This window comes from Cytobacillus praedii (assembly GCF_001439605.1).
Lineage (GTDB): Bacteria > Bacillota > Bacilli > Bacillales > Cytobacillaceae > Cytobacillus > Cytobacillus praedii.
On the sequence record NZ_LMBX01000017.1, the window covers coordinates 1 to 19605 of the forward strand.

A 19605-nucleotide genomic window follows, 5' to 3' on the forward strand; every position below is an offset into this window, starting at 1 on the left:
TTGTTCTATTTCTATTTTAAAACAAAAAAGACTGTAGGCAAACTCGATTTTCATCGAGTTTGTCTACAGTCTGAAAGGAGGCTCTGCCTCCTTTTTTTATTCTTTATCTTTTTTTCCTTTCACAAAACGATATGCAAGGTATGCAATATATAATGGAGTGGCGATATAGATCAAATAAGGAAATTGGCCATGAGTTCCCTTGACTATAATAAATAGAACGCAGCCAAGAAAAATGGTTACAATTGTACCGTATTTTGGAAGAGGCACTTCTTTTAAGCTGGGAATACGGATTTTACTCACCATTAAAAAGCACATGCCTGTAAAAACAACTGTCGTAATAATTTGCGGAATGATATGGCCAAATAATGTAAGTATGGCTAATATTCCACCTGCAGCTGTTATAGGAACACCAACAAAATAGTTCATCGATGTTTTCCCTGAGCTAATATTAAATCTAGCTAATCGATAAGCACCGAACAATGGAAATAGACCAGCAACAACGAAACCTAACATGCCAAATTGATAAAAATATGTATAATAGACTAAAAATGATGGCGCAACTCCAAATGTAACGATATCTGCAAGGGAATCCAACTCTTTTCCTAAAGTACTATCAGCATTTAACATTCGCGCAAGTCTTCCATCCATACTGTCGAGCATCATCCCAATTAAGATTAAAATCGCTGCATTCTTAAAACCCCCATTTGCAGCGAAACCAATAGACAAAAAACCACAATATAAATTTCCTAATGTTACCATATTAGGAATTGCTTTAGTAAATCTCACGAGGGTGTATCACTCCTTTTTTTGTTATTTTATGTAAGAAACTATTATTTCACACAAATGATTACCAACCATTAGAATTATAACATTATATTCCTTTTGTTAAAGGATTATATATAAAATAATGGCAATCGGGAAAAAGTGTGAAAAGAGTGGAAAAGCACCCTCTCCATAGTTTAGTCCGTCCAGAAATTTTTGCACCATTGATTATTTCACACACTCATTCATAACCGGTCGTCTCCATAGATCTTTTCATTAAAGTTCATTACACTTTATGCAGATTGCGTAGTTCCTCAATACAAGTTGACTTTCTGGTTTCAATATCCTAGTAATGTTCCATTTCCCTTTTGTTACCTTTTACGAGAGAAATGCCTTTAAATTTATTTAAAAGGAATCTTAAAATAATGGTTTTTCTAACTAATTTATTATTTTTCCATCTGGAATCTTCCCGTCAATAATCCATTTCTCTACCATTTGATTAAAAAACTGCGGCTCAGCTAATGATACACCATGCCCAACGCCAGGTAAAATGACCCCTTTACAATTCGGATTTTTCTTCACGATATCGGCTGCTGATTTTTTCATAATCGTTCTTTCTTTATCGCCTACAGTTACTAATATTTTTCCTTTTGCTTGACTAAATTTTCCTGGTAATTCAAATGCCATATTTTCTTTTAATACGCTAATAAGAGTATCTCGTCTCATGTTAGAACTTTCTTCATAATATTTTTCAAAGTAGTCTTTGCCTATATAAAGAGTTTTTGCTTGGACTTTTGAAAATAGTTTATTTTTGATTAAAGGATATGTTAGTTTAACAGAAGAGCTAATAAAATAGCTTGAAAATGGAATAGGTCTTACTAATGCACTATTAATGATTGCATAATCAATTAAATGCGGCTTTTTACTCACCATTTGGATAGCCACTTGTGCACCTAGCGAAAAGCCAATAATAATTACTTTTTTACCTTTTGCTTTTTTTTCAATTAACTTGAGCAATTGTTCTGCACTATTTCCTATAGAAAATCCCTCAAATCCCATCTTCTTATCTTGCTTTAATAAGTCCGGTACAACACAATGAAAATCAGTAAAGTATTGAACTTGTTTATCCCACATCCATCCACTTACTCCTCCACCATGTATAAAAAGCATCAATGGACCGGACTTATCACCATATTCTTGAAAATATATAGCCAAATTATTCACCTCAATATAATAGAACTGTTTTTACTTTTTCTTATCGTACGAGTTTGATTGGTTACTATCAGTTGCAATAATTTGTAATTTTTCTAAAATATCCTTTAGTTGTTTCAAGTCATGTGTTGATAACCTTCCATAAATTTCTTTATTGATTTGCTTTTTCAAAACAGCTAATTCTTTGAAATATTGATGGGCTTTATCAGCAAGGTATAAGATAATTTCACGTCGGTTTTGAGGATTATATTTTCTCTCGATATATCCTCTGTCTTCTAATTTATTGAGTATTTGACTTACCGCACTAGTAGAAACATTTAATTTATCTGCGATATCTTTCGTTGAAGTAACTCCTTCCTTGATTAATTCTAACAATAGTACTTGCTTTGCAGTTAATTGATTATCTAGTTTTTTTTCAAATTTTTTTGCTACTAAGATATTAAAGTCGTTTTGTAGAATATTTATTTGATGAATATATTCATCTTTCACTATATACACCTCTTTAATTAAGCTATCTTAATTATAAAGATACCTTAACTATTTTACAAATAAACATGAGGTTTTCTCCATATATCTGAAATCGAAAATAATTAAGTAAAGCACCGGTTATTCCGATGCTTTACTTAATATTTTTGTTGCAATTTCTTCTGTATGTTCACCTAATAAAGGTGATGATGCCCCGTTCTGTTTTTGATCTCCGTGCATTTTTACAGATAGACTTCCGGTGTGAGTTTTGTATATTATTTCCATTTTATTAAAAAGTTCAAATGAATACAATTCATTTGGTTCTAGAACAGGTGCTAGACAGCAATCTATTTTCTTTCCGAATTCTATCCATTCTGCTAAATTTCGGCTTCGAAACAAATCACTTACCTGCATATATACTGGATTGTTCATTTCTGCCTTAGAAAAATGAGCATTCATCCATTCTTCTCTTCCAAGTGCCTGACAGAAATTGACCCAAAATTTTGGTTCAAGTGCACCTAATGTCACATAACGGAGATCTTTCGTTTCATAGATTGCGTAGGAGACAAACTTCCCATTTATTTCTTTTATTCCCGTTTGATCACCTGTTTCTTGCTCGATGAGAAGGTGATTTCCCATGATTGAAGCCACTGTCTCTGCAATAGAGATGCAGTGATAGCTTCCCTTGCCAGTTAGTCTCTTAGAAACAATCCCCGCTAATATACGTTCGCTCGCAGCCATCCCTCCCAGATAATCTGCGATTTGTATCGATGGGTGGACTAGCTTCCCATACTCATCCTTTAATTGAGAAAGAACCCCGCTAACAGCAATAAAATTGATATCATGGCCTCCAAGATGAGAGAATGTGCCAGCATTCCCGTAACCAGTCAAGGAGCAGTAAACAATATCTTCTTTATGTGTAATCACTGTTTCATAATCAAGACCAAGCTTTTTCATAACACCTGGGCGAAAGCTTTCTAGGACAGCATCCGCTGTCTTGATTAGCTGCAGCGCCTGCTCTCTTCCCTCTATTTCTTTTAGATTAAGGGTGATACTTTTCTTCTGGCGGTTGTTAGCTAAGAAAACAATGCCAGTATCATCTTTTTTGACTCCAAACTCCCTTGCTAGGTCCCCTTTGATGGGCTCTATCTTAATTACTTCAGCACCAAGCTCTGCTAGTCTCATCGTTGCATAAGGTCCCGGAAGATAATTAGTAAAGTCGATGATTCTTATCCCATCTAACATCGAATCATCCTTTCATAGCTAGAGTTGAGTATTTAAAAAAGTATCTTTTCTTTTAATACGATTAAAATAGTGGCCTTACAGTCCGTTCATCTGAGATAAGTCCTCAAGCCGTTTTCGCAGCATAAATTTTTGAATCTTCCCGCTGGCATTTCTCGGCAACGCGTCACAAAAAATATATTGCCGCGGGCGTTTATAGTTCGCAAGTTCTTCACTGTTTTTACAAACTTCATCAAGCATCTCTTCTGTAAGAGACAAATCCTTTCTAACGATAAAAGCAGTTACCGTTTCACCCCAGCGATCATCAGGCTGACCAATGACTGCCACATCAAGGACATCGCTATGCGTATACAAAACATCCTCTACCTCACGAGGATAAATATTCTCCCCGCCACTGATAATCATGTCATCCACACGATCCTTTACAAATAGATACCCTTCTTCATCCAGATAACCAATATCACCAGAATGGTACCAACCCTTATATAAGGAACTAGCAGAGGCTTCTTCATTATTATAATACCCGCTCATCATACACGGTCCCTGAACGATGATCTCACCTGTTTCACCAGCCGGGACTGTATCATCTGGATCTGATGGACCATACTCATTCGGGCGGACAATTCTTATTTCATGATTCAGGCATGCTTGCCCTGCTGATCCAGCTTTTCGAATTTGATCTTCATCGAATAAAAAGGTAATCGCAGGACCCATTTCTGTCATGCCATATGCTTGAACGAGGGCTATTCCTAATTTATCTTTACATGCATATACAAGTGTTGGCGCCATTGGTGCAGCACCGTAAAGCCCTAATTTTAGGCTATCCAGCTGATACTCTTTGAGATTTTCCTGCAGCAGCATATTCCACATTGTTGGTGCAGCAAACAACTTGGTGATCTTTTCATCAGTGATTAATTGGAGTACTTGCTTTGGATCGAAATGATGGAGAATAGTATTTTTTGCACCGACATGCACACGGGGAAGGAAGGCACAATGAAGTTCAGCGCAATGGAACATTGGTGCGGTTACGAGGCCATTATCATTGGTGTCTAGTTTTGTTGCGCTAATGACAATTAAACTCTGTTCAACAATTTCCCTGTGCCGATGAAGAACACCCTTTGGTCTTCCGGTCGTTCCGCTCGTATACATAATGGCATATACATCATTTTCATCAATAGCAGCTTTAACCTTGGATCTTGGTGCAGAAGCCACCTTTACTTTGTAGCTTGCTGCATAAGCCGGAGCATCTTCATCTATATACCAGAACGCAGTTTGCGGGAAACGATTAGCGATGGGACCAATACCAGATTCAAGCATTTTTTCGAACAGGACAACCTTTGGGTTTGCATCTGATAAGATATATGCTACTTCTTCAGACATTAAACGAAAATTAATAGGATTGAAAATCGCCCCTATTTTGGCACAGGCGAAAAAGGCAGTTGCAAGTTCTTCTGTATTAAATAGATAGACTGAAACAATATCCCCTTTTTTCACTCCCTCTTGTAATAAAGCATTAGCTAGCTTATCAATTTCTAGACTCCACTCTTTATAAGTGAGACGCAAGTTTTTTCTGACATCAAAAAGAGCTTCCTTGTTTGGATATTTCCCAACCGTTAGATCAAATATTTTCCCAATTGTTGTCGCCATATAAACTTTCCTCCTTTTTTTATAATGCCTTTTCGTTCCCTACATATATATTTTTTAATGACAACGGCACACTCTCCCACTTATTCGCAATCATCTGTTTCTTTTGTTTCACGACTGCCATGTATTTTACATTTCTTTGTAGAGGGATACTGGTTTTCTAAAAAGCAGCTGCCCTCCACATTGCAATTAATTTAATCGTTCAATGATTGTTGCATTGGCCATTCCATGACCTTCACACATTGTTTGTAGCCCATATCTACCACTTGTTCGTTCAAGCTCATGCATCATGGTTACCATTAATCGGGCACCGCTCCCGCCAAGTGGATGACCAAGTGCAATCGCCCCGCCGTTAGGATTTAGCTTTGCAGGATCTGCTCCAGTATCCTTCAACCAAGCTAGCGGGACAGGTGCAAAGGCTTCATTGACCTCGAAAATATCAATTTCATCGATAGACAAACCTGCCTTCTTTAATACCTTTTCTGTTGCTGGAATCGGTCCCGTTAGCATAAGTGTTGGATCTGATCCGACTACAGAACGGGCGAGGATGCGAAATCTTGGCTTCAATCCTAATTCCTCTGCTTTTTCACGGGACATGATTAATAAAGCAGCTGCCCCATCACTAATTTGGCTGGCATTCCCTGCATGAATCACGCCACCTTCCTTAAAAACTGTCTTTAGCGAACCCAGCTTTTCAACAGTAGTCTCCTTCCGCGGACCAGCATCTTCGGTGACGATAAATGTCTCCCCATCTGGTAACGTTACTTCAATTGGAGTAATTTCTCTATCAAAATAACCGTACTCCTGTGCTTTCAAAGCCTTCTGATGACTTTCATATGAAAACTGATCCAATTCTTCCCGAGAAAACCCATATTTTTCAGCAATTCTCTCAGCGGATAACCCTTGATGAATGATCTCATACTGGTTTGTTAATTTTTCGCTATAAGGAACACCTTGATAACTTGACCCAATCGGAACTCTTGACATGCTTTCGACTCCACCTGCGATGACAACATCCATATCACCAGAGAGTATCGCTTGTGCGGCAAAATGAACTGCCTGCTGGCTTGATCCGCATTGACGATCAATTGTCGTACCTGGAACTTCTATAGGCAGTCCCGCAATTAGGGCTGCAACCCTTGCAATATCCCCGCTTTGCTCACCAATCTGTGATACACATCCCATAATGACATCTTCAATGATTTCTGGGTCGATTCCTGCTTTCTCTACTAATGCCTTTAAACAATATCCAGCTAGATCATCTGCCCGAATATCCTTTAAATAGCCATTTTTTCTCCCTACCGGCGTTCTGATTCCTTCGACAATGACTGCTTCTCGCATATTTCTCTCCCTCTCTACAAACCGATATTTTTCGCGATAATAACCTTCATAATTTCATTCGTTCCTGCATAAATACTGGCTACTGGTATATCCCGATATCTCCTTGCAATCTCGTATTCTTCCATATAGCCGTACCCCCCATGAAGCTGCATACATTCTGCAGCTATTTTCCTTGCATTCTCTGTTAACTTCCACTTTGCCATCGATACTTTTGTAACGACATCCTTGCCAAGCATATGCTCGGTTATCAGCAGATCAAGAAAGGCTCTTCCCATTTCAATGTCTGTCGCCATTTCAGCAATTTTAAATTGTGTATTTTGAAAACGGCTAATTGATTTTCCAAACGCTTCTCTCGCTTTAACATAATCAATCGTCATTTTTAGCATTTCCTCAGCAGCAATCTGCGCAGCGATCGCTACAACAAGCCGTTCCTGCTGTAATTTTTCCATTAAGTAAAGGAAGCCTTTTCCTTCTTCACCAATTAAATTTTCCTTAGGTACAATGCAATCCTCGAAAATCAGCTCGGCCGTATCCTGGCAGTGCAGTCCAATTTTGTTTAGCTTTCTTCCTCTCGTTAAACCAGGTGAATCTCTTTCAATCGCAAGCAGGCTGATGCCTTTATGAGCTGGGACTGCATCAGGATTTGTTTTACATGCAACAATAATTAAATCAGAATGGATCCCATTCGTGATGAAAGTTTTCTGTCCATTTACAACATAATGTTCTCCCTCAAGTCGTGCGGTTGTTTTGATTCCGGCTAGGTCAGAGCCTGTACCTGGTTCAGTCATCGCAATCGCTGTGATCATATCACCAGTTGCACAGGACGGCAGCCATTTCTGCTTTTGCTCCTTAGTTCCGTAACTAGTTAAATATGGAACGACAATATCATTGTGTAGACCGATACCAACTAAGCCAGATCCAACTCGCTCTAGCTCTTCATTAATAACAACAGCAAAGCCCCAATCAACCTCACTGCCGCCATACTGCTCATCAATGGTTGGGCATAGAAACCCCTGCTCGCCCATTTTCAGCCAGAATTCTCTAGGAATGATACGGTCCGCTTCCCACTGTTCATAATATGGATACGCTTCCTTTTCTAAAAACTTTCGCAATGATTTCCGAAAGATTTCATGTTCGTCCTTTATATATGGAGCTGTCATATCGTTCTCCTTTCAACTGCTATTTTTTTTATTGTACCTTAATTATGTTTTTTTGAACATTCAGAATTCATAACTTGAAAAATATTTACTGTAAGCCACACAATACAAATGGAGTCCAATTTTTTATATAAATTGAACTCCTCATTTTTTATTATTTTTCTGCAGATTATCTATTTTTGCTTCCAACCTTTTTAATTGTTCATTTCTTTTTTTGGATGAGCGCACAATAAAGAAAATCATAATGATCAGTGCCACCGGTATTAATATCGCAAACATTTGATAGATAACATCAGTTATATTAATCACAAGTATCTGCCCCTCTCTATGAATATGCTAATTTAAACTTTTAATAATAATACAAATGCAGTGATGTTTTTGTAAGATCTCTAAATCAGATAGGGCAAGGGTATCCAGTGAAACAAAACCCATGCTCTATACCATGTACCAAAGTTCTGCAACATCTTCGTTTAGAACATTAAGCAAAGGCTTATCAGAAGCAATAAAACAATATTGACTCATCTATTATCTCCTTAGATCGTTGTGAAGAAATACCACATACCGGCTGCTATTAATGAAACAATCCCTCCTATTCCAGAATACAAAGATATTTTAGTTCTAGTATTTTTTTTCGGATCTATTTCAGAATAGATATTTCCTCTCTCTCTTTCTCCATCCGTCCAAGCACCGATAGAAATACCTGAGATTAGGATGCCAACTGCCCCTATGATGAGTAAAAATTGAACCATTAAGAGTCCCCCTTTTACGCAGATATTTACTATTTAGCCCTGCTAAATCAATCGAAAATTTCTATACATTTATTAATCTCCTAAAAACGCTGTTTCTATCTCAGTTTCCACAAGTTCGTCATTCTCATTTTGCACGGCATAAGCCTTTGCTTCCGGTCTCGAACTTACAGTCCTAATTAAAGCTTCATCAATAAAATGCAGCGCTGCCCCATCATCTACCCCATATCCTTCTTTCATTTCTCCTTTTAAGATTAAATGATGATAGGCTGGCTTTCTTTTATTTTCTCCTCCATAATGAGGACAATTGCTTCCCTTTATTAAATCTAACCCTATTATTTTATGTAATGGTGCATTTATTGGGTCTGTTAGCCCCTCTTCAAACCAACAGATGGCCCCCGCGCTCATTCCACAAAGAATCGTTCCATTTTCATACGCTTTTTTCATAGCAGTGTCTAATCCTGAGTCCTTCCATAACAAAAGCATATTCCTTGTGTTGCCGCCGCCGACATATATGATATCCTGGTTAAGTATAAAGTTTTCTAAGTCATCGAAGTTTGGTTCGAACAATGATATATGAGTTGGCTGACAAGGCAATTTATTAAATGCCTCATAAAATGCTTCAATATAATTTGCTTGATCTCCACTTGCGGTTGGAACAAAGCATATTTTCGGCAGTTCCTTATTTACCTGATCTAAGACATATTGGTCAAGCAGCAGATTTTCTGGTTCCATAGAGAAACCGCCTCCACCCATCGCTTATAATTTGTCTCATATTCCCAATCCTTCCAAAATAGTATGCTTTAATTATACTTTAAGCTAACATTGAGTAGCACCCGCATTCTACAGTATTGCTATGGTAAACTAAATAAAAAGGGGGCCTTCTTCCGTGTTAGGAGAAAAACAGTTATCGCTTGTTAAAAAGACATTTCCGCATTTAGAAATAAATGAAGTACAAATTAATAATAATGGCTGGGATCATGACATTTTAATCATAAATAATGAAATCGTCTTCAGGTTCCCAAAATCTCAGCACATTTTAACAAAAGTAATAGATGAAATGCATATACTCGATCGTTTAGCATTGAAAAGGCCGATTATCAAAATACCAAAATATGAACCTGTATATTGGAATAATAAATTTATTGCTGTTACATATGCCTTTCTCAAAGGACAGTCTTTAAGTGACTATATTGATTTTCCTATAAATGAGGATCCTGTAAATGCAAAGTTAATTAGTGATTTTCTGACTAAACTGCATAGCATTGATATTTCAGATATGAATGATACCAATTTAGAAACGATTCACACACTTCATTATTGGGAAAAGTTATATGCTTCAGTTAAAAAGAATGTTTTCCCTTTTTTAAATACGTACCAGCAAAATGAGATCAGCGAAGTATTTATTCCTTTTATAAATAACTACACAACCATTACCGATAAAAAAACACTAATACACGGAGATTTAACCGCTTCAAACATTATTTTTAATAAAACCAGAAACCAAATATATGGAATTATTGACTTTACTGACGCTCAATTCGGGGATCCAGCATTTGATTTTGCAGGATTGTATTGGACATTTGGTCCTGATTTCACCCAAAAGGTCCTATCTGGGTATAGCAGTACTGAATGCACCGCCTCCATTTTTAATAGAGTGCGTGTATTTTATGGCTTACAGCCTGTTTTTCATGAATTATTACATGCTGTGAAAAATGGGCAAAAGATTAATTGGGAATCTGCCCTTAACAGATTCTCTCAGCTTAAATCTTTAATATAGACTATATCCAAACCCCGCAAAATCGTGCACGAAAAGTCGGATCCGATTTTTGTGCACCTGCTATTCTATTGATGAAGGAGGTCATATTGATGGATTTGCTTAAACACATGAATGAGGCACTCAAGTATATTGAAAATAATCTAACCAATGAAATTGACTATCAAGAAGTCGCTCAGATTGCATTATGCTCAGAATACCATTTTAAAAGAATGTTTTCTTTCCTATCAGGCATTACACTTGCAGAATATATTCGTCATAGACGCCTTACCCTTGCAGCATTTGAGGTTAAGGAAAGCAATGTAAAAGTCATAGACCTTGCGATGAAATATGGGTATACCTCACCTGATTCATTTACAAGAGCTTTCCAGCAAATGCATGGAATGACACCATCAGAAGCAAGACATACTGCCCATTCACTTAAAGCTTATCCTCCAATGACCTTCCATTTATCAATTAAAGGGGGAAATGAAATGAACTATCGTATTGTTGAGAAAGAGGCATTTCACATTGTTGGTCTAAAGAAAAGAGTACCTATCATTTTTAATGGAGTAAACCCGGAGATCGCCTCTATGTGGGAAAGTCTAAATAGTGACACGATCACTGAACTTAAAAATCTATCTAATGTTGAACCGATCGGACTTCTTAGTGCATCTACGAACTTTTCAGAAGGGAGAATGGAAGAAAAGGGCGAGCTTGATCACTATATTGGAGTTGCTTCAACGAAGGAATGTCCTCCTAGCTTAACACTGCTTGAAGTCTCTGCGTCCACTTGGGCAGTTTTTGAAGCAGTTGGTCCATTTCCAGATACATTGCAAAATGTGTGGGGAAGAATTTATTCTGAATGGTTTCCATCCTCTCATTATGAACAAGTAGAAGGTCCAGAAATCTTATGGAATAAAGATAAGGATGTAACCTCACCTGCTTTTGTTAGTGAAATATGGATCCCCATTAAGAAAAAGAAATAAAGTATAGTTACTTTTGGACCTATATAGCACTCTCTATAACCTGAATAATATCCTTCATAAGGACATTATTCAGGTTTTCTTGTTTTATACTTCACTTATATTTTTCTGCGTATTTCCCTTTTTGGAATATGTCCTTTCCACTCATGGCTGTCCATTCTTCAATTGTTGCATTTGGGTTCAAATCTAAGTATGATTTAACCATTTTGTATCCTTCACTATATCCGTATAAAGGTGGAAGCTCCTTTCCACCCATAATAATTTCAAATGATCGATTAATATCATATATATCAAAGTCAGGCTCAATTTTCGACCAATATGCCTTATTGTAATCCATATTTATAGGAGTAAAGGAGATTTCTGGATAAACTAATTTTTCAAACATGACTGCCTTCCCTTCAAAAATAACATTATCTAATACAGACAAGGGTAAAGCTTTTCTTAAATACTTTTCTGTCCAAACACTGTGGTGGTATTCATGAGCAATTCCTGCCTGTATTTTCCCATCAGTATAATACATATCATATAAAACGATTATTTTCCCAACACCAACATTTATCATTGCATAATTCGATTTTGCAGCAGGAAATACACATACTGTTGTTTCATTGTCAGAAGGCAAATAGGATGCGGATTTTTCTAATGCTTCTTTGATTATTTTATTTGTATCTTCTTTTTCAAGCTTTTTGATTATTTTTTTCAATTCAGTATAACGGCTTGGTGCCTCATTAAGGAGAGATTCTGCCATATGAATATATTCTGCATCTTGAAAACAATCATTGTAAATCGGATCAAGTACTTCTTTTTTATATGTATCAATCTGAGAAGCTTCTGGATTTTTTTCCATGACATCTATGTAATTAGAAAACAGCTTATACACATTAACTATTTTATCCGTTTGACCTGTTTGTGAATTATTAAATGATTCAAACAGTTCTTCAGAAATCTGCTGTTCTTTCATTTCTTTTTGATCATTAATCGAGGAAGTCTCCTTTTGTTCACAAGAAGCCAACATAGTAACGGTTAGCAAAATCATACTTATATAGATATAGAATGAAATATTTGTAAGATACTTCACCACTTCCCCCTCCTATTTTGCGAGCTTTCTCTATAAATGAAATATCTCTATAAGTTCAAATTAATTGCATAATCTCTGCCGGTGATGATGCCTTGTAATCAGGTTCTTCCGCTTGGACAACCTCAATAGAATCATAGCCCCATTCAACCCAAATAATCTTAATTCCTGTTTTTTTACAGGCAATAATATCTCTTTGCTCATCCCCTACGTAAATAACCTCATCTGCATCTAGCTGTTTCAGTTTTAAAAATCTTGATAACAGCTTGTCCTTTCCAAATATATGGCTTGAACAGATTATATCTTTAACACTTTCTATATTGTTTCTTTTAAGGAACAGCTGAATATTCTCCTCTGAATTAGAGGAAATAATTGCCGTGTTAACGCCCTTTTTATTCAGTTCGGTTAATACATCCTTAATCCCATCAAATAATTCTAAATCATTAATTGACTGACGATATAACTTATACAGCTGTGGAATGATGATTGGCAATTTATACATTGGAAAATTCAGCATTTTACAGCGTTCTTTTATTGTCAATTTTTTTATATTTTCTAATTCAGTTAACTTCATTTTTTCGAAATGATATTTTTCAGCAATTTTATTCCACGCTGAGATAAACACGATTTTTGAATCAGCAATTGTCCCATCAAAATCAAATATGACATATTTCACCAACGGTTAATCCTCCAATCAATAATCATTAACATTTTTTTATCATCTTAATTAAATAAAAGATTTGTGAAATCAAGACTGACTAAAATCATTCCGAAGATAAAAACTACTTCTTCTGTAGAATTGCCTCCCATATTACTGCCCCTAAAATCATTAAAAGAATGACTAATCATTAGTTAGAAAGAAAATGGTAATGTACTTTGACAGTTGCCTCACACCTGGACCACTTAAAAACCCTAATAAACCTATCATTCTAGGTGAATATTAAGCTTCGCAACAGTTATTTACATCTTCCATTTTTTCCATTTTATCACATACACAAAGATTCTCCCTAATCTTGTAATTTAATTATTTTTAAGAACAGCTTCCTCCACTTATTTTTATGGAATTAAAGGATTTTATCCCCTCAATGACGAAAAAAGTATGGCACAAACTTAAATGAAAAGAGGTCATGCTTTTGAAGCAAGCACTGTTAGTTATCGATGCCCAACAAGAATTAATTGATGGGAATGAAAAAGAAGAAAGTGTTTTTAATAAAGAAAATCTATTAAAAAATATCAATAGTACCGTTGAAAAAGCGTTAGAATCAGAGGCGATGATTATTTTTATTAGAGATACTGATGTCGCTAATGGCGAAGGAGCAGGATTTCAAATCCATCAAGAAATTAAGATCCCTACAATTGCCCAAATATTTGATAAGAAAGCTACAAATTCTTTTTACGGCACCCCATTATTGAATTTTTTAAAGGAAAACCAGATTGGACATCTTGTTGTGATGGGCTGTAAAACAGAACATTGTATAGACACAGCTGTCAGGACGGCAACTGTAAATCATTTTGATGTCACATTAGTTGGAGATGGTCATTCTACAACTAATTCTTCCATTCTAACATCCGAGCAGATCATTAATCATCATAATAAAATACTTCATGGTCATTATAATGTTGATCATTTTTCTATGGTCAGAAATACTGAAGAGGACTTGTTTAAACCAACTCATAATGACTACCGTTGAGTGAACTTTGTGGAAGACCACGAAAAAACAGGTGAAAATAGGAAACGGGAAAGATGCTGAACAATGTTTGGAGTAAGTTAAACAGCCGAGGATGAGAAGAGAGTACAATTGATATCAGCAAAGATCACAGGAAATTTTAAAAGAGGAAATGAGCATTTCTGAACAGCTTAGAAGACCATTGTAAAAATCGTTAGAGAGAAGGAATGTTTTGCTCCTGCTCCCTAACGATCATACAAAGTGAATTTGTACCACTAACCCATAATCTTTTTTACCTCAACAAATCCTGTTAAAAATATAGAAGCTCCCCATAAATAAATTTAGTTCTTATTTAATTTCATAAAATAACCATTCAGATAAATTTCCACCCAACTTCTTGTAAAGAGCTTGAGCTGCAATATTATCTTTTGCTGTTTCCCAAGTCATAGATGAAAAGTCATTTTCACGAATGTAGTCAACATTCCTTTGAAATAACCGTTCTCCAATCTTTTTGCCTCTAGCATGGGGAGCAACAAATAAATCATTGAGTATTGCTTGTCTTTTGACCTTTAAGGTACTAAATGTAAAATAAAGCGTAGAAAATCCAAGTAACTCACCATTTTCTTCTGCGATAAACTGTAAACCTACTGACGGGTTTTCCAGCAGATGAGTAATTAATCCCTTTAATTCATTTTCATTCGGTTCAGACTGTTTGTAAAAATCGACGATGTATTGCATCATTAGTATATAAAGCTCATTTACGTCTTGATTCGATGCAGGCCTAATATCAATTGATTGATTCAATTTGTTTCACTCCTAAACAAGGATCATATTCTTTCAGTTTTTAATTAATCATAGGAGTATTTTCTTTTTTACTAGTACATCCTTGAATTTTGATACACTATAAAAGGTGAAGTTAGGTTGGAATGAGAAAAATGAAGTTTGATAATTTGGCAGCCATTGCACACCGATTGTAAAAACATTTGCTTGAATTCCCGCTTGAATATCAGCATCACTGTCACCTAGGAAAATAGCTTCACTAGCCGAAATTCCAAGGTGCTCAAGTGCCTTTATGATTCCTTCAGGATGAGGTTTTGGTATGCTTACATCATCGCCAGTTATAATGACATCAAACATATTTTCCATATTAAGATAATTCAATGAAATATTTAAACTTCTTCTAGCTTTCCCTGTTACGATTCCTAATTTGTAGCCTTCCTTCTTTAGATACTGCAATAAATCATTAATTTCTTCATTGCTGTAATTATTATTGCTATGTCCCTCATCATACTTTTTATAAAAATGTTCAATAGCCTGATAATGATTTTTATTTTGCAGATTTTTAATAATAATACCGGTCTCCGACGGTCCAAACATCGCTTTAATTTCATCATTCGTACATTCCATGTTGTCAAAATCCTTAAATACTGCTTGAAATGCATAAAAACAAACTGGTAGAGTATCTGCAATTGTTCCATCAAAATCAAAGATTATAGCTTTTAGCATGTATACACCCCGAATAATTTATTGTTTTCAATTGATCATACATTAGCTTTTCTCCATCTGTTTACCTTGGCTGCATCCGAATCCCGCCATCCAATCGAATCGTTTCCCCATTCAGCATCGGGTTCGTTATAATGCTCTCTGTCAGCATGGCATATTCTACTGGTAATCCTAATCTAGACGGGAATGGCACCATCTTCCCAAGTGAGTTTCTTGCTTCCACTGGAAGTGAATCGAACATTGGAGTATGGAATAACCCTGGAGCAATCGTCATGACTCGAATGCCATATGCAGCAAGTTCCCTTGCAATTGGCAAAGTCATACTGACAACGCCACCTTTTGATGCACTGTATGCCGCCTGCCCGATTTGCCCTTCGAATGCAGCAACGGAAGCCGTATTAATAATGACCCCTCTTTCGCCATGTTCATTCGCTTCATTTTGAACCATTTGATCCGCTGCCAGCCGAATCACGTTAAAAGTTCCAATCAAATTAACCGAAATTACTTTAGTAAACATCTCTAGTTCATGAACGCCTTTACGCCCTAGAAGTTTTGCAGCATTTCCAATACCAGCACAATTTATCACTGTGTTGATGTACCCTAATTGTTCATACCCATAGTCAATTGCATCTTTTACTTCTTCTTCATTTGTTACATCCGTTATTTTGTAAAGAACAGGATCTCCAAGCTCCATTTTAAGCTTTTTTGCGTGTTCTTCTGATACATCAAGAATAACTGCTTTGCCTCCATTTTTCACAATATTCCTAACGGTTGCTTCTCCTAGCCCTGAAGCACCTCCAGTTACAATTGCCCGACAATCTTTTATGTTCATTTAATAACCTCCAAATAAATTGCTTTCTTACAGTTTTCCATACCTAATGTGTATTCTCCTGCAATAATATTAGAATTTTAAGACCTATAAATTCCCACAGTTTGTTATGTTGTTATGCCATATTAAATGTGGAAGATTATTTATGTATTTTGATGAGATCCTGTGATGGATATTTTAAACTAGCTAACGATGTTAGATTTGATGAACGACCTTTTAATTGTATTCAGAACCTGTTTGGGAGTTCATTCTTTTGATAAAGGGGTCTCATCTTGCTTTTTGATTTCTTTGATGAAGGACCTTCTTCTTGCTTTCTGACCATTTTAGGACTTTCATTCCTTTGATGAAGGACCTTCCTCCTGTTATCTGACCATTTTAGGGCTTTCATTTCTTTGATGAAGGACCCTCTTCTTGCTTTCTGACCATTTTAGGGCTTTCATTCCTTTGATGAAGGACCTTTCTTTTGCTTTCAGACCATTTTAGGGCTTTCATTCCTTTGATGAAGGACCTTTCTCTAGCTTTCTGACCATTTTAGGGCTTTCATTCCTTTGATGAAGGACCTTCCTCTTGATTTCTGACCCAATATATACGAATCATTTAATGTTTCGAATCAATAAAATGAATCCGGACCGAAAAACGAACGCACTATCGCAACATAGAGTCAAAAGCGGGCGGTTTAAGGAGGTCCAATCGAACCGACAAAGAAAAAATATGAATTCTAGTGCTTTATACCAGGAGAGAGATATGCTGAGGAATGCTGCCAAGTGTAGATATATTCTATCGAGGTCTACTTTGTAATATATATGAGAGGGTTGTTCTTTCATCTATGGCGATTTCTTCCCCCTCTGGAGCGGATTACAAAGGATCAATTGCTAATTTATTCTCTCCTTTTTGTAGATGATTAACCAGGAATCGTGCCCACCGGAAAAAGGAGCGGGACCTTACCTTCGGTAGCATCTTATCTGGTAGTTCTTTTTTCAATTGATTAAGGTCCCTTTCGTTTAAATACACATGTATGGATTTAATATTAGTTATGGGGCTAAAAAATTCGATACTTATTACCACTCTACTTTCTTCGTTTTTTATCGTTCTGATTTCTTCTAATGAATATGTCCAATATGTATGAGCCAATATCGCTCGAATTAATTCTTCTTTTTCTATTTCTTCTATCTCAAGCGAATTATTATCCAGCTGATGAACGGTAAGTAACTCTACATCAAATGAAGCAGCATTCGAATGCCTTATTAGATCGATTAAAATTCTTTGAACTTTTGTTAGAGATTTCTGTAGGTATAGTTTATTTTGGCAGTCATTCAATTCAATTGAATGTAAGAATTCTTGAATCATTTTTACTTACTCACTAGGGAGTATTCCACCCCTTTCTTCATTTTTTAGAGCCTAAAACCCCTATACAATGTTTTATTCTTTTTTAATAGCAAAGTATAGTTTTTATGAGCAACCACTGTTTTATTGTTCTCTAAATTTAAAATCGCAGTGTCCTCTTGAGATATTTCAACTAAAACGCTATTATCTCGCGTAAAATATACAACGCCTATTGTAGGATGATCCTTCTTTTGGAATTAAATTGTATCTCCGATACCTGCTTTTTTTGACATATTAGTAACCTCCTTAGATTCCTTTGAAAAAACAAAAAGGCACCGAATAGAAGGGACTCCCCTTCCATTCAGTGCTTCTGAATATTCATATTTTACCATTCTAGTAGATAATATTCAATGGTTGTTAGCGTTATCAACTATCATGTTGTATAGAGATAACAAAGTTGTTAAATTTACATAATCAAGACCAAAACCAAAAAAAGTCTTAAAAAGGAGCGATACATATTTAAAGTATCCAATTTATTCCCCTTATAATAATAGCAATTATCGTAATTCATATTAACGACATTATATATTTCTTTATAAAACCCAACATTCTTTTTCTAATTTTGTAATCTACAAGATATTCAATGATTGCTATATCATAGGTTGTGTTGGAATAATCCTGCAAAGCATACAATTCTTTCAATACTCTTTTCTCTGCTAATAGTTCATTATCCAGGTACATTGATAAAACCTTTTATTTCGCAAGTACCCATTTATCTTTTAAGAATAGTATTCGTCCGATTATAAAGATGACAAGAGATACTATTAAATTTGAAGCAATAGTTATAATTATATGTTCTGCATTGACGATACCTAAGAATAGTTCTTTAAAGACGGTGAAAATATTCATCACAGGTACGGTGAAATGTGTATATGTTAACTCATTCATACCTACATTTATCATGTACATTGCAGGTAGCATGGCGATCATTGTAATCGGAGTGCCATAGCTTTGGGCTTCTTTTACGGTTTTTGCTAAAATGCTTGTCATCATTAACGCTGAGGCCATAATTGCTGAATAGCTAATAATAACCAATAAAGAAACTATCGCAATTGGTATAGCGTTATTGCCAAATGAGATACCAGCTTTTAATGTTTCCGTAAAGAATTGAATTTCAACAAATACAATGGCTAATGTAATAATACCTGTCATACTTGCAATGATGACCATTGTTAACCATTTTGCAGATAACAACGAACTACGGTTTACAGGTGTCATAAGTAAGGCTTCCATCGTACGACGTTCCTTTTCACCAGCTATTAAATCAGTTGCAGCAGGTGATATACCTATACCGACAGCGATGGTTAGCATTAAAGGTACTAAAAAGGCAATCATCATCATTGAATCATCCCCTTCAACTATTTGTACTTGTTCAAGAGTAAATGGAGTTAGAACAGATGAGTCAACATTATTTTTTGCTAAACGTTCTTTTACAATGACTTGACTATATTGCATAAAAGCAGCTTCGATTAAATTCGTTGCAAGGACACTATTTTGACTATACGTATCATTTAAAATTTGTACTAATGGTGTCGCTCCATCTAATAATTGCTTTTCAAAATCAGAGGGAAGGATAATACCCGCTACAGCCTTCCCTTCTTCAATAGCCTCTTTAATGTTGTCATTAACAGACAAGTGTAAGTTTTCATTTTGTGCTATTAGCTTTTGTACAAGATTAAATTGTGCGTCCTGCACGACAATTTCATACGTTTCTTCTTCATGCGATGATAGTAAATTCTCGTAGAAGAAAATTAAGGCTGACATTAATATAAGTGGTAATAGTACTGTTAGTAGCAACGTACGTCGATCGCGTAAACTGTCCTTTAGTTCCTTTTTT

At 35.8% G+C, this 19605-nt stretch carries 20 protein-coding genes and 1 pseudogene; 3 read left to right on the plus strand and 18 right to left on the minus strand.

Annotated elements, in window-relative coordinates; all coding sequences use genetic code 11:
• Positions 1–96 precede the first annotated feature (96 nt).
• The 10 genes from pssA to ASU02_RS17085 all read right to left on the minus strand — a co-directional run bounded on the left by pssA (position 97) and on the right by ASU02_RS17085 (position 9304).
• Positions 97–786, minus strand: a complete 690-nt coding sequence (gene pssA / locus ASU02_RS17045; protein ID WP_057765800.1) for a CDP-diacylglycerol--serine O-phosphatidyltransferase — start codon at positions 784–786, stop codon at positions 97–99.
• A 414-nt stretch (positions 787–1200) separates the two neighbouring features.
• Positions 1201–1977 carry an alpha/beta fold hydrolase gene (locus ASU02_RS17050; protein WP_057765802.1) on the minus strand — a complete coding sequence of 259 codons (777 nt, stop codon included), beginning with the start codon at positions 1975–1977 and terminating at the stop codon, positions 1201–1203.
• 30 nt (positions 1978–2007) lie between these two features.
• Positions 2008–2463: a MarR family winged helix-turn-helix transcriptional regulator gene (locus ASU02_RS17055; protein ID WP_057765805.1), complete on the minus strand. Its 456-nt coding sequence runs from the start codon at positions 2461–2463 to the stop codon at positions 2008–2010.
• A gap of 117 nt (positions 2464–2580) precedes the next feature.
• Complete coding sequence (locus ASU02_RS17060) at positions 2581–3684, minus strand: CaiB/BaiF CoA transferase family protein (protein ID WP_057765808.1); 1104 nt, start codon at positions 3682–3684, stop codon at positions 2581–2583.
• Between the two features lie 75 nt (positions 3685–3759).
• Positions 3760–5328, minus strand: coding sequence for a fatty acid--CoA ligase (locus tag ASU02_RS17065; RefSeq protein WP_057765810.1), 1569 nt, complete (start codon positions 5326–5328; stop codon positions 3760–3762).
• Positions 5329–5514: 186 nt separating this feature from the next.
• Positions 5515–6666 carry a thiolase family protein gene (locus ASU02_RS17070; RefSeq protein WP_057765812.1) on the minus strand — a complete coding sequence of 384 codons (1152 nt, stop codon included), beginning with the start codon at positions 6664–6666 and terminating at the stop codon, positions 5515–5517.
• 14 nt (positions 6667–6680) lie between these two features.
• Complete coding sequence (locus ASU02_RS17075) at positions 6681–7826, minus strand: acyl-CoA dehydrogenase family protein (protein WP_057765814.1); 1146 nt, start codon at positions 7824–7826, stop codon at positions 6681–6683.
• A gap of 141 nt (positions 7827–7967) precedes the next feature.
• A complete protein-coding gene (locus ASU02_RS26465; RefSeq protein WP_157684525.1) occupies positions 7968–8132 on the minus strand; it encodes a hypothetical protein in 165 nt (54 codons plus the stop codon).
• Positions 8133–8356: 224 nt separating this feature from the next.
• On the minus strand, positions 8357–8572 hold the full coding sequence (locus ASU02_RS17080; protein ID WP_057765816.1) for a DUF5316 family protein: 216 nt from the start codon (positions 8570–8572) through the stop codon (positions 8357–8359).
• Between the two features lie 72 nt (positions 8573–8644).
• A complete protein-coding gene (locus tag ASU02_RS17085; RefSeq protein ID WP_332307647.1) occupies positions 8645–9304 on the minus strand; it encodes a Type 1 glutamine amidotransferase-like domain-containing protein in 660 nt (219 codons plus the stop codon).
• A 154-nt stretch (positions 9305–9458) separates the two neighbouring features.
• Here ASU02_RS17085 and ASU02_RS17090 point away from each other — a divergent pair, with 154 nt between their 5' ends.
• Complete coding sequence (locus ASU02_RS17090) at positions 9459–10349, plus strand: aminoglycoside phosphotransferase family protein (protein WP_057765820.1); 891 nt, start codon at positions 9459–9461, stop codon at positions 10347–10349.
• Between the two features lie 89 nt (positions 10350–10438).
• Positions 10439–11314: an AraC family transcriptional regulator gene (locus ASU02_RS17095; RefSeq protein WP_057765822.1), complete on the plus strand. Its 876-nt coding sequence runs from the start codon at positions 10439–10441 to the stop codon at positions 11312–11314.
• A 91-nt stretch (positions 11315–11405) separates the two neighbouring features.
• Here the strand turns inward: ASU02_RS17095 and ASU02_RS17100 are convergent, their stop codons facing one another.
• Positions 11406–12347, minus strand: a complete 942-nt coding sequence (locus tag ASU02_RS17100) for a DUF2268 domain-containing putative Zn-dependent protease (RefSeq protein WP_057766039.1) — start codon at positions 12345–12347, stop codon at positions 11406–11408.
• 97 nt (positions 12348–12444) lie between these two features.
• Positions 12445–13062, minus strand: a complete 618-nt coding sequence (locus ASU02_RS17105) for an HAD-IA family hydrolase (protein WP_082631853.1) — start codon at positions 13060–13062, stop codon at positions 12445–12447.
• A 457-nt stretch (positions 13063–13519) separates the two neighbouring features.
• On the opposite strand from ASU02_RS17105, the gene ASU02_RS17110 reads away from it, so the two are divergent.
• Positions 13520–14077, plus strand: coding sequence for an isochorismatase family protein (locus ASU02_RS17110; protein ID WP_057765826.1), 558 nt, complete (start codon positions 13520–13522; stop codon positions 14075–14077).
• 324 nt (positions 14078–14401) lie between these two features.
• Here the strand turns inward: ASU02_RS17110 and ASU02_RS17115 are convergent, their stop codons facing one another.
• The 6 genes and pseudogenes from ASU02_RS17115 to ASU02_RS17135 form a co-directional block, all read right to left on the minus strand.
• Positions 14402–14857 (minus strand): GNAT family N-acetyltransferase, encoded by a 456-nt coding sequence (locus tag ASU02_RS17115; RefSeq protein WP_082631848.1) that lies wholly within the window; start codon positions 14855–14857, stop codon positions 14402–14404.
• Between the two features lie 48 nt (positions 14858–14905).
• Positions 14906–15559 carry an HAD family hydrolase gene (locus ASU02_RS17120; RefSeq protein ID WP_057765829.1) on the minus strand — a complete coding sequence of 218 codons (654 nt, stop codon included), beginning with the start codon at positions 15557–15559 and terminating at the stop codon, positions 14906–14908.
• Positions 15560–15620: 61 nt separating this feature from the next.
• Positions 15621–16388 (minus strand): 3-hydroxyacyl-CoA dehydrogenase, encoded by a 768-nt coding sequence (locus ASU02_RS17125; protein ID WP_057765831.1) that lies wholly within the window; start codon positions 16386–16388, stop codon positions 15621–15623.
• Positions 16389–17240: 852 nt separating this feature from the next.
• The gene (locus ASU02_RS17130) at positions 17241–17732 is read right to left on the minus strand and encodes a hypothetical protein (RefSeq protein ID WP_057765833.1); all 492 of its coding nucleotides are present in this window, start codon (positions 17730–17732) and stop codon (positions 17241–17243) included.
• 44 nt (positions 17733–17776) lie between these two features.
• Positions 17777–17953, minus strand: a pseudogene (locus ASU02_RS27020) (DUF2187 family protein); the annotation flags it as partial.
• 508 nt (positions 17954–18461) lie between these two features.
• Complete coding sequence (locus tag ASU02_RS17135) at positions 18462–19565, minus strand: ABC transporter permease (RefSeq protein WP_232426278.1); 1104 nt, start codon at positions 19563–19565, stop codon at positions 18462–18464.
• Between the last annotated feature and the right edge of the window lie 40 nt (positions 19566–19605).

What these genes read in the sequence shown, in the direction of transcription:
- ASU02_RS17130 (WP_057765833.1), bottom strand. Translation starts at nt 17,732, where the DNA reads ATGATTCAAGAATTCTTACATTCAATTGAATTGAATGACTGCCAAAAT.
- ASU02_RS17120 (WP_057765829.1), bottom strand. Translation starts at nt 15,559, where the DNA reads ATGCTAAAAGCTATAATCTTTGATTTTGATGGAACAATTGCAGATACT.
- ASU02_RS17075 (WP_057765814.1), bottom strand. Translation starts at nt 7,826, where the DNA reads ATGACAGCTCCATATATAAAGGACGAACATGAAATCTTTCGGAAATCA.
- ASU02_RS17065 (WP_057765810.1), bottom strand. Translation starts at nt 5,328, where the DNA reads ATGGCGACAACAATTGGGAAAATATTTGATCTAACGGTTGGGAAATAT.
- ASU02_RS17100 (WP_057766039.1), bottom strand. Translation starts at nt 12,347, where the DNA reads ATGATTTTGCTAACCGTTACTATGTTGGCTTCTTGTGAACAAAAGGAG.
- ASU02_RS17095 (WP_057765822.1), top strand. Translation starts at nt 10,439, where the DNA reads ATGGATTTGCTTAAACACATGAATGAGGCACTCAAGTATATTGAAAAT.
- ASU02_RS17060 (WP_057765808.1), bottom strand. Translation starts at nt 3,684, where the DNA reads ATGTTAGATGGGATAAGAATCATCGACTTTACTAATTATCTTCCGGGA.
- ASU02_RS17070 (WP_057765812.1), bottom strand. Translation starts at nt 6,666, where the DNA reads ATGCGAGAAGCAGTCATTGTCGAAGGAATCAGAACGCCGGTAGGGAGA.
- ASU02_RS17080 (WP_057765816.1), bottom strand. Translation starts at nt 8,572, where the DNA reads ATGGTTCAATTTTTACTCATCATAGGGGCAGTTGGCATCCTAATCTCA.
- ASU02_RS17085 (WP_332307647.1), bottom strand. Translation starts at nt 9,304, where the DNA reads ATGGAACCAGAAAATCTGCTGCTTGACCAATATGTCTTAGATCAGGTA.
- ASU02_RS17125 (WP_057765831.1), bottom strand. Translation starts at nt 16,388, where the DNA reads ATGAACATAAAAGATTGTCGGGCAATTGTAACTGGAGGTGCTTCAGGG.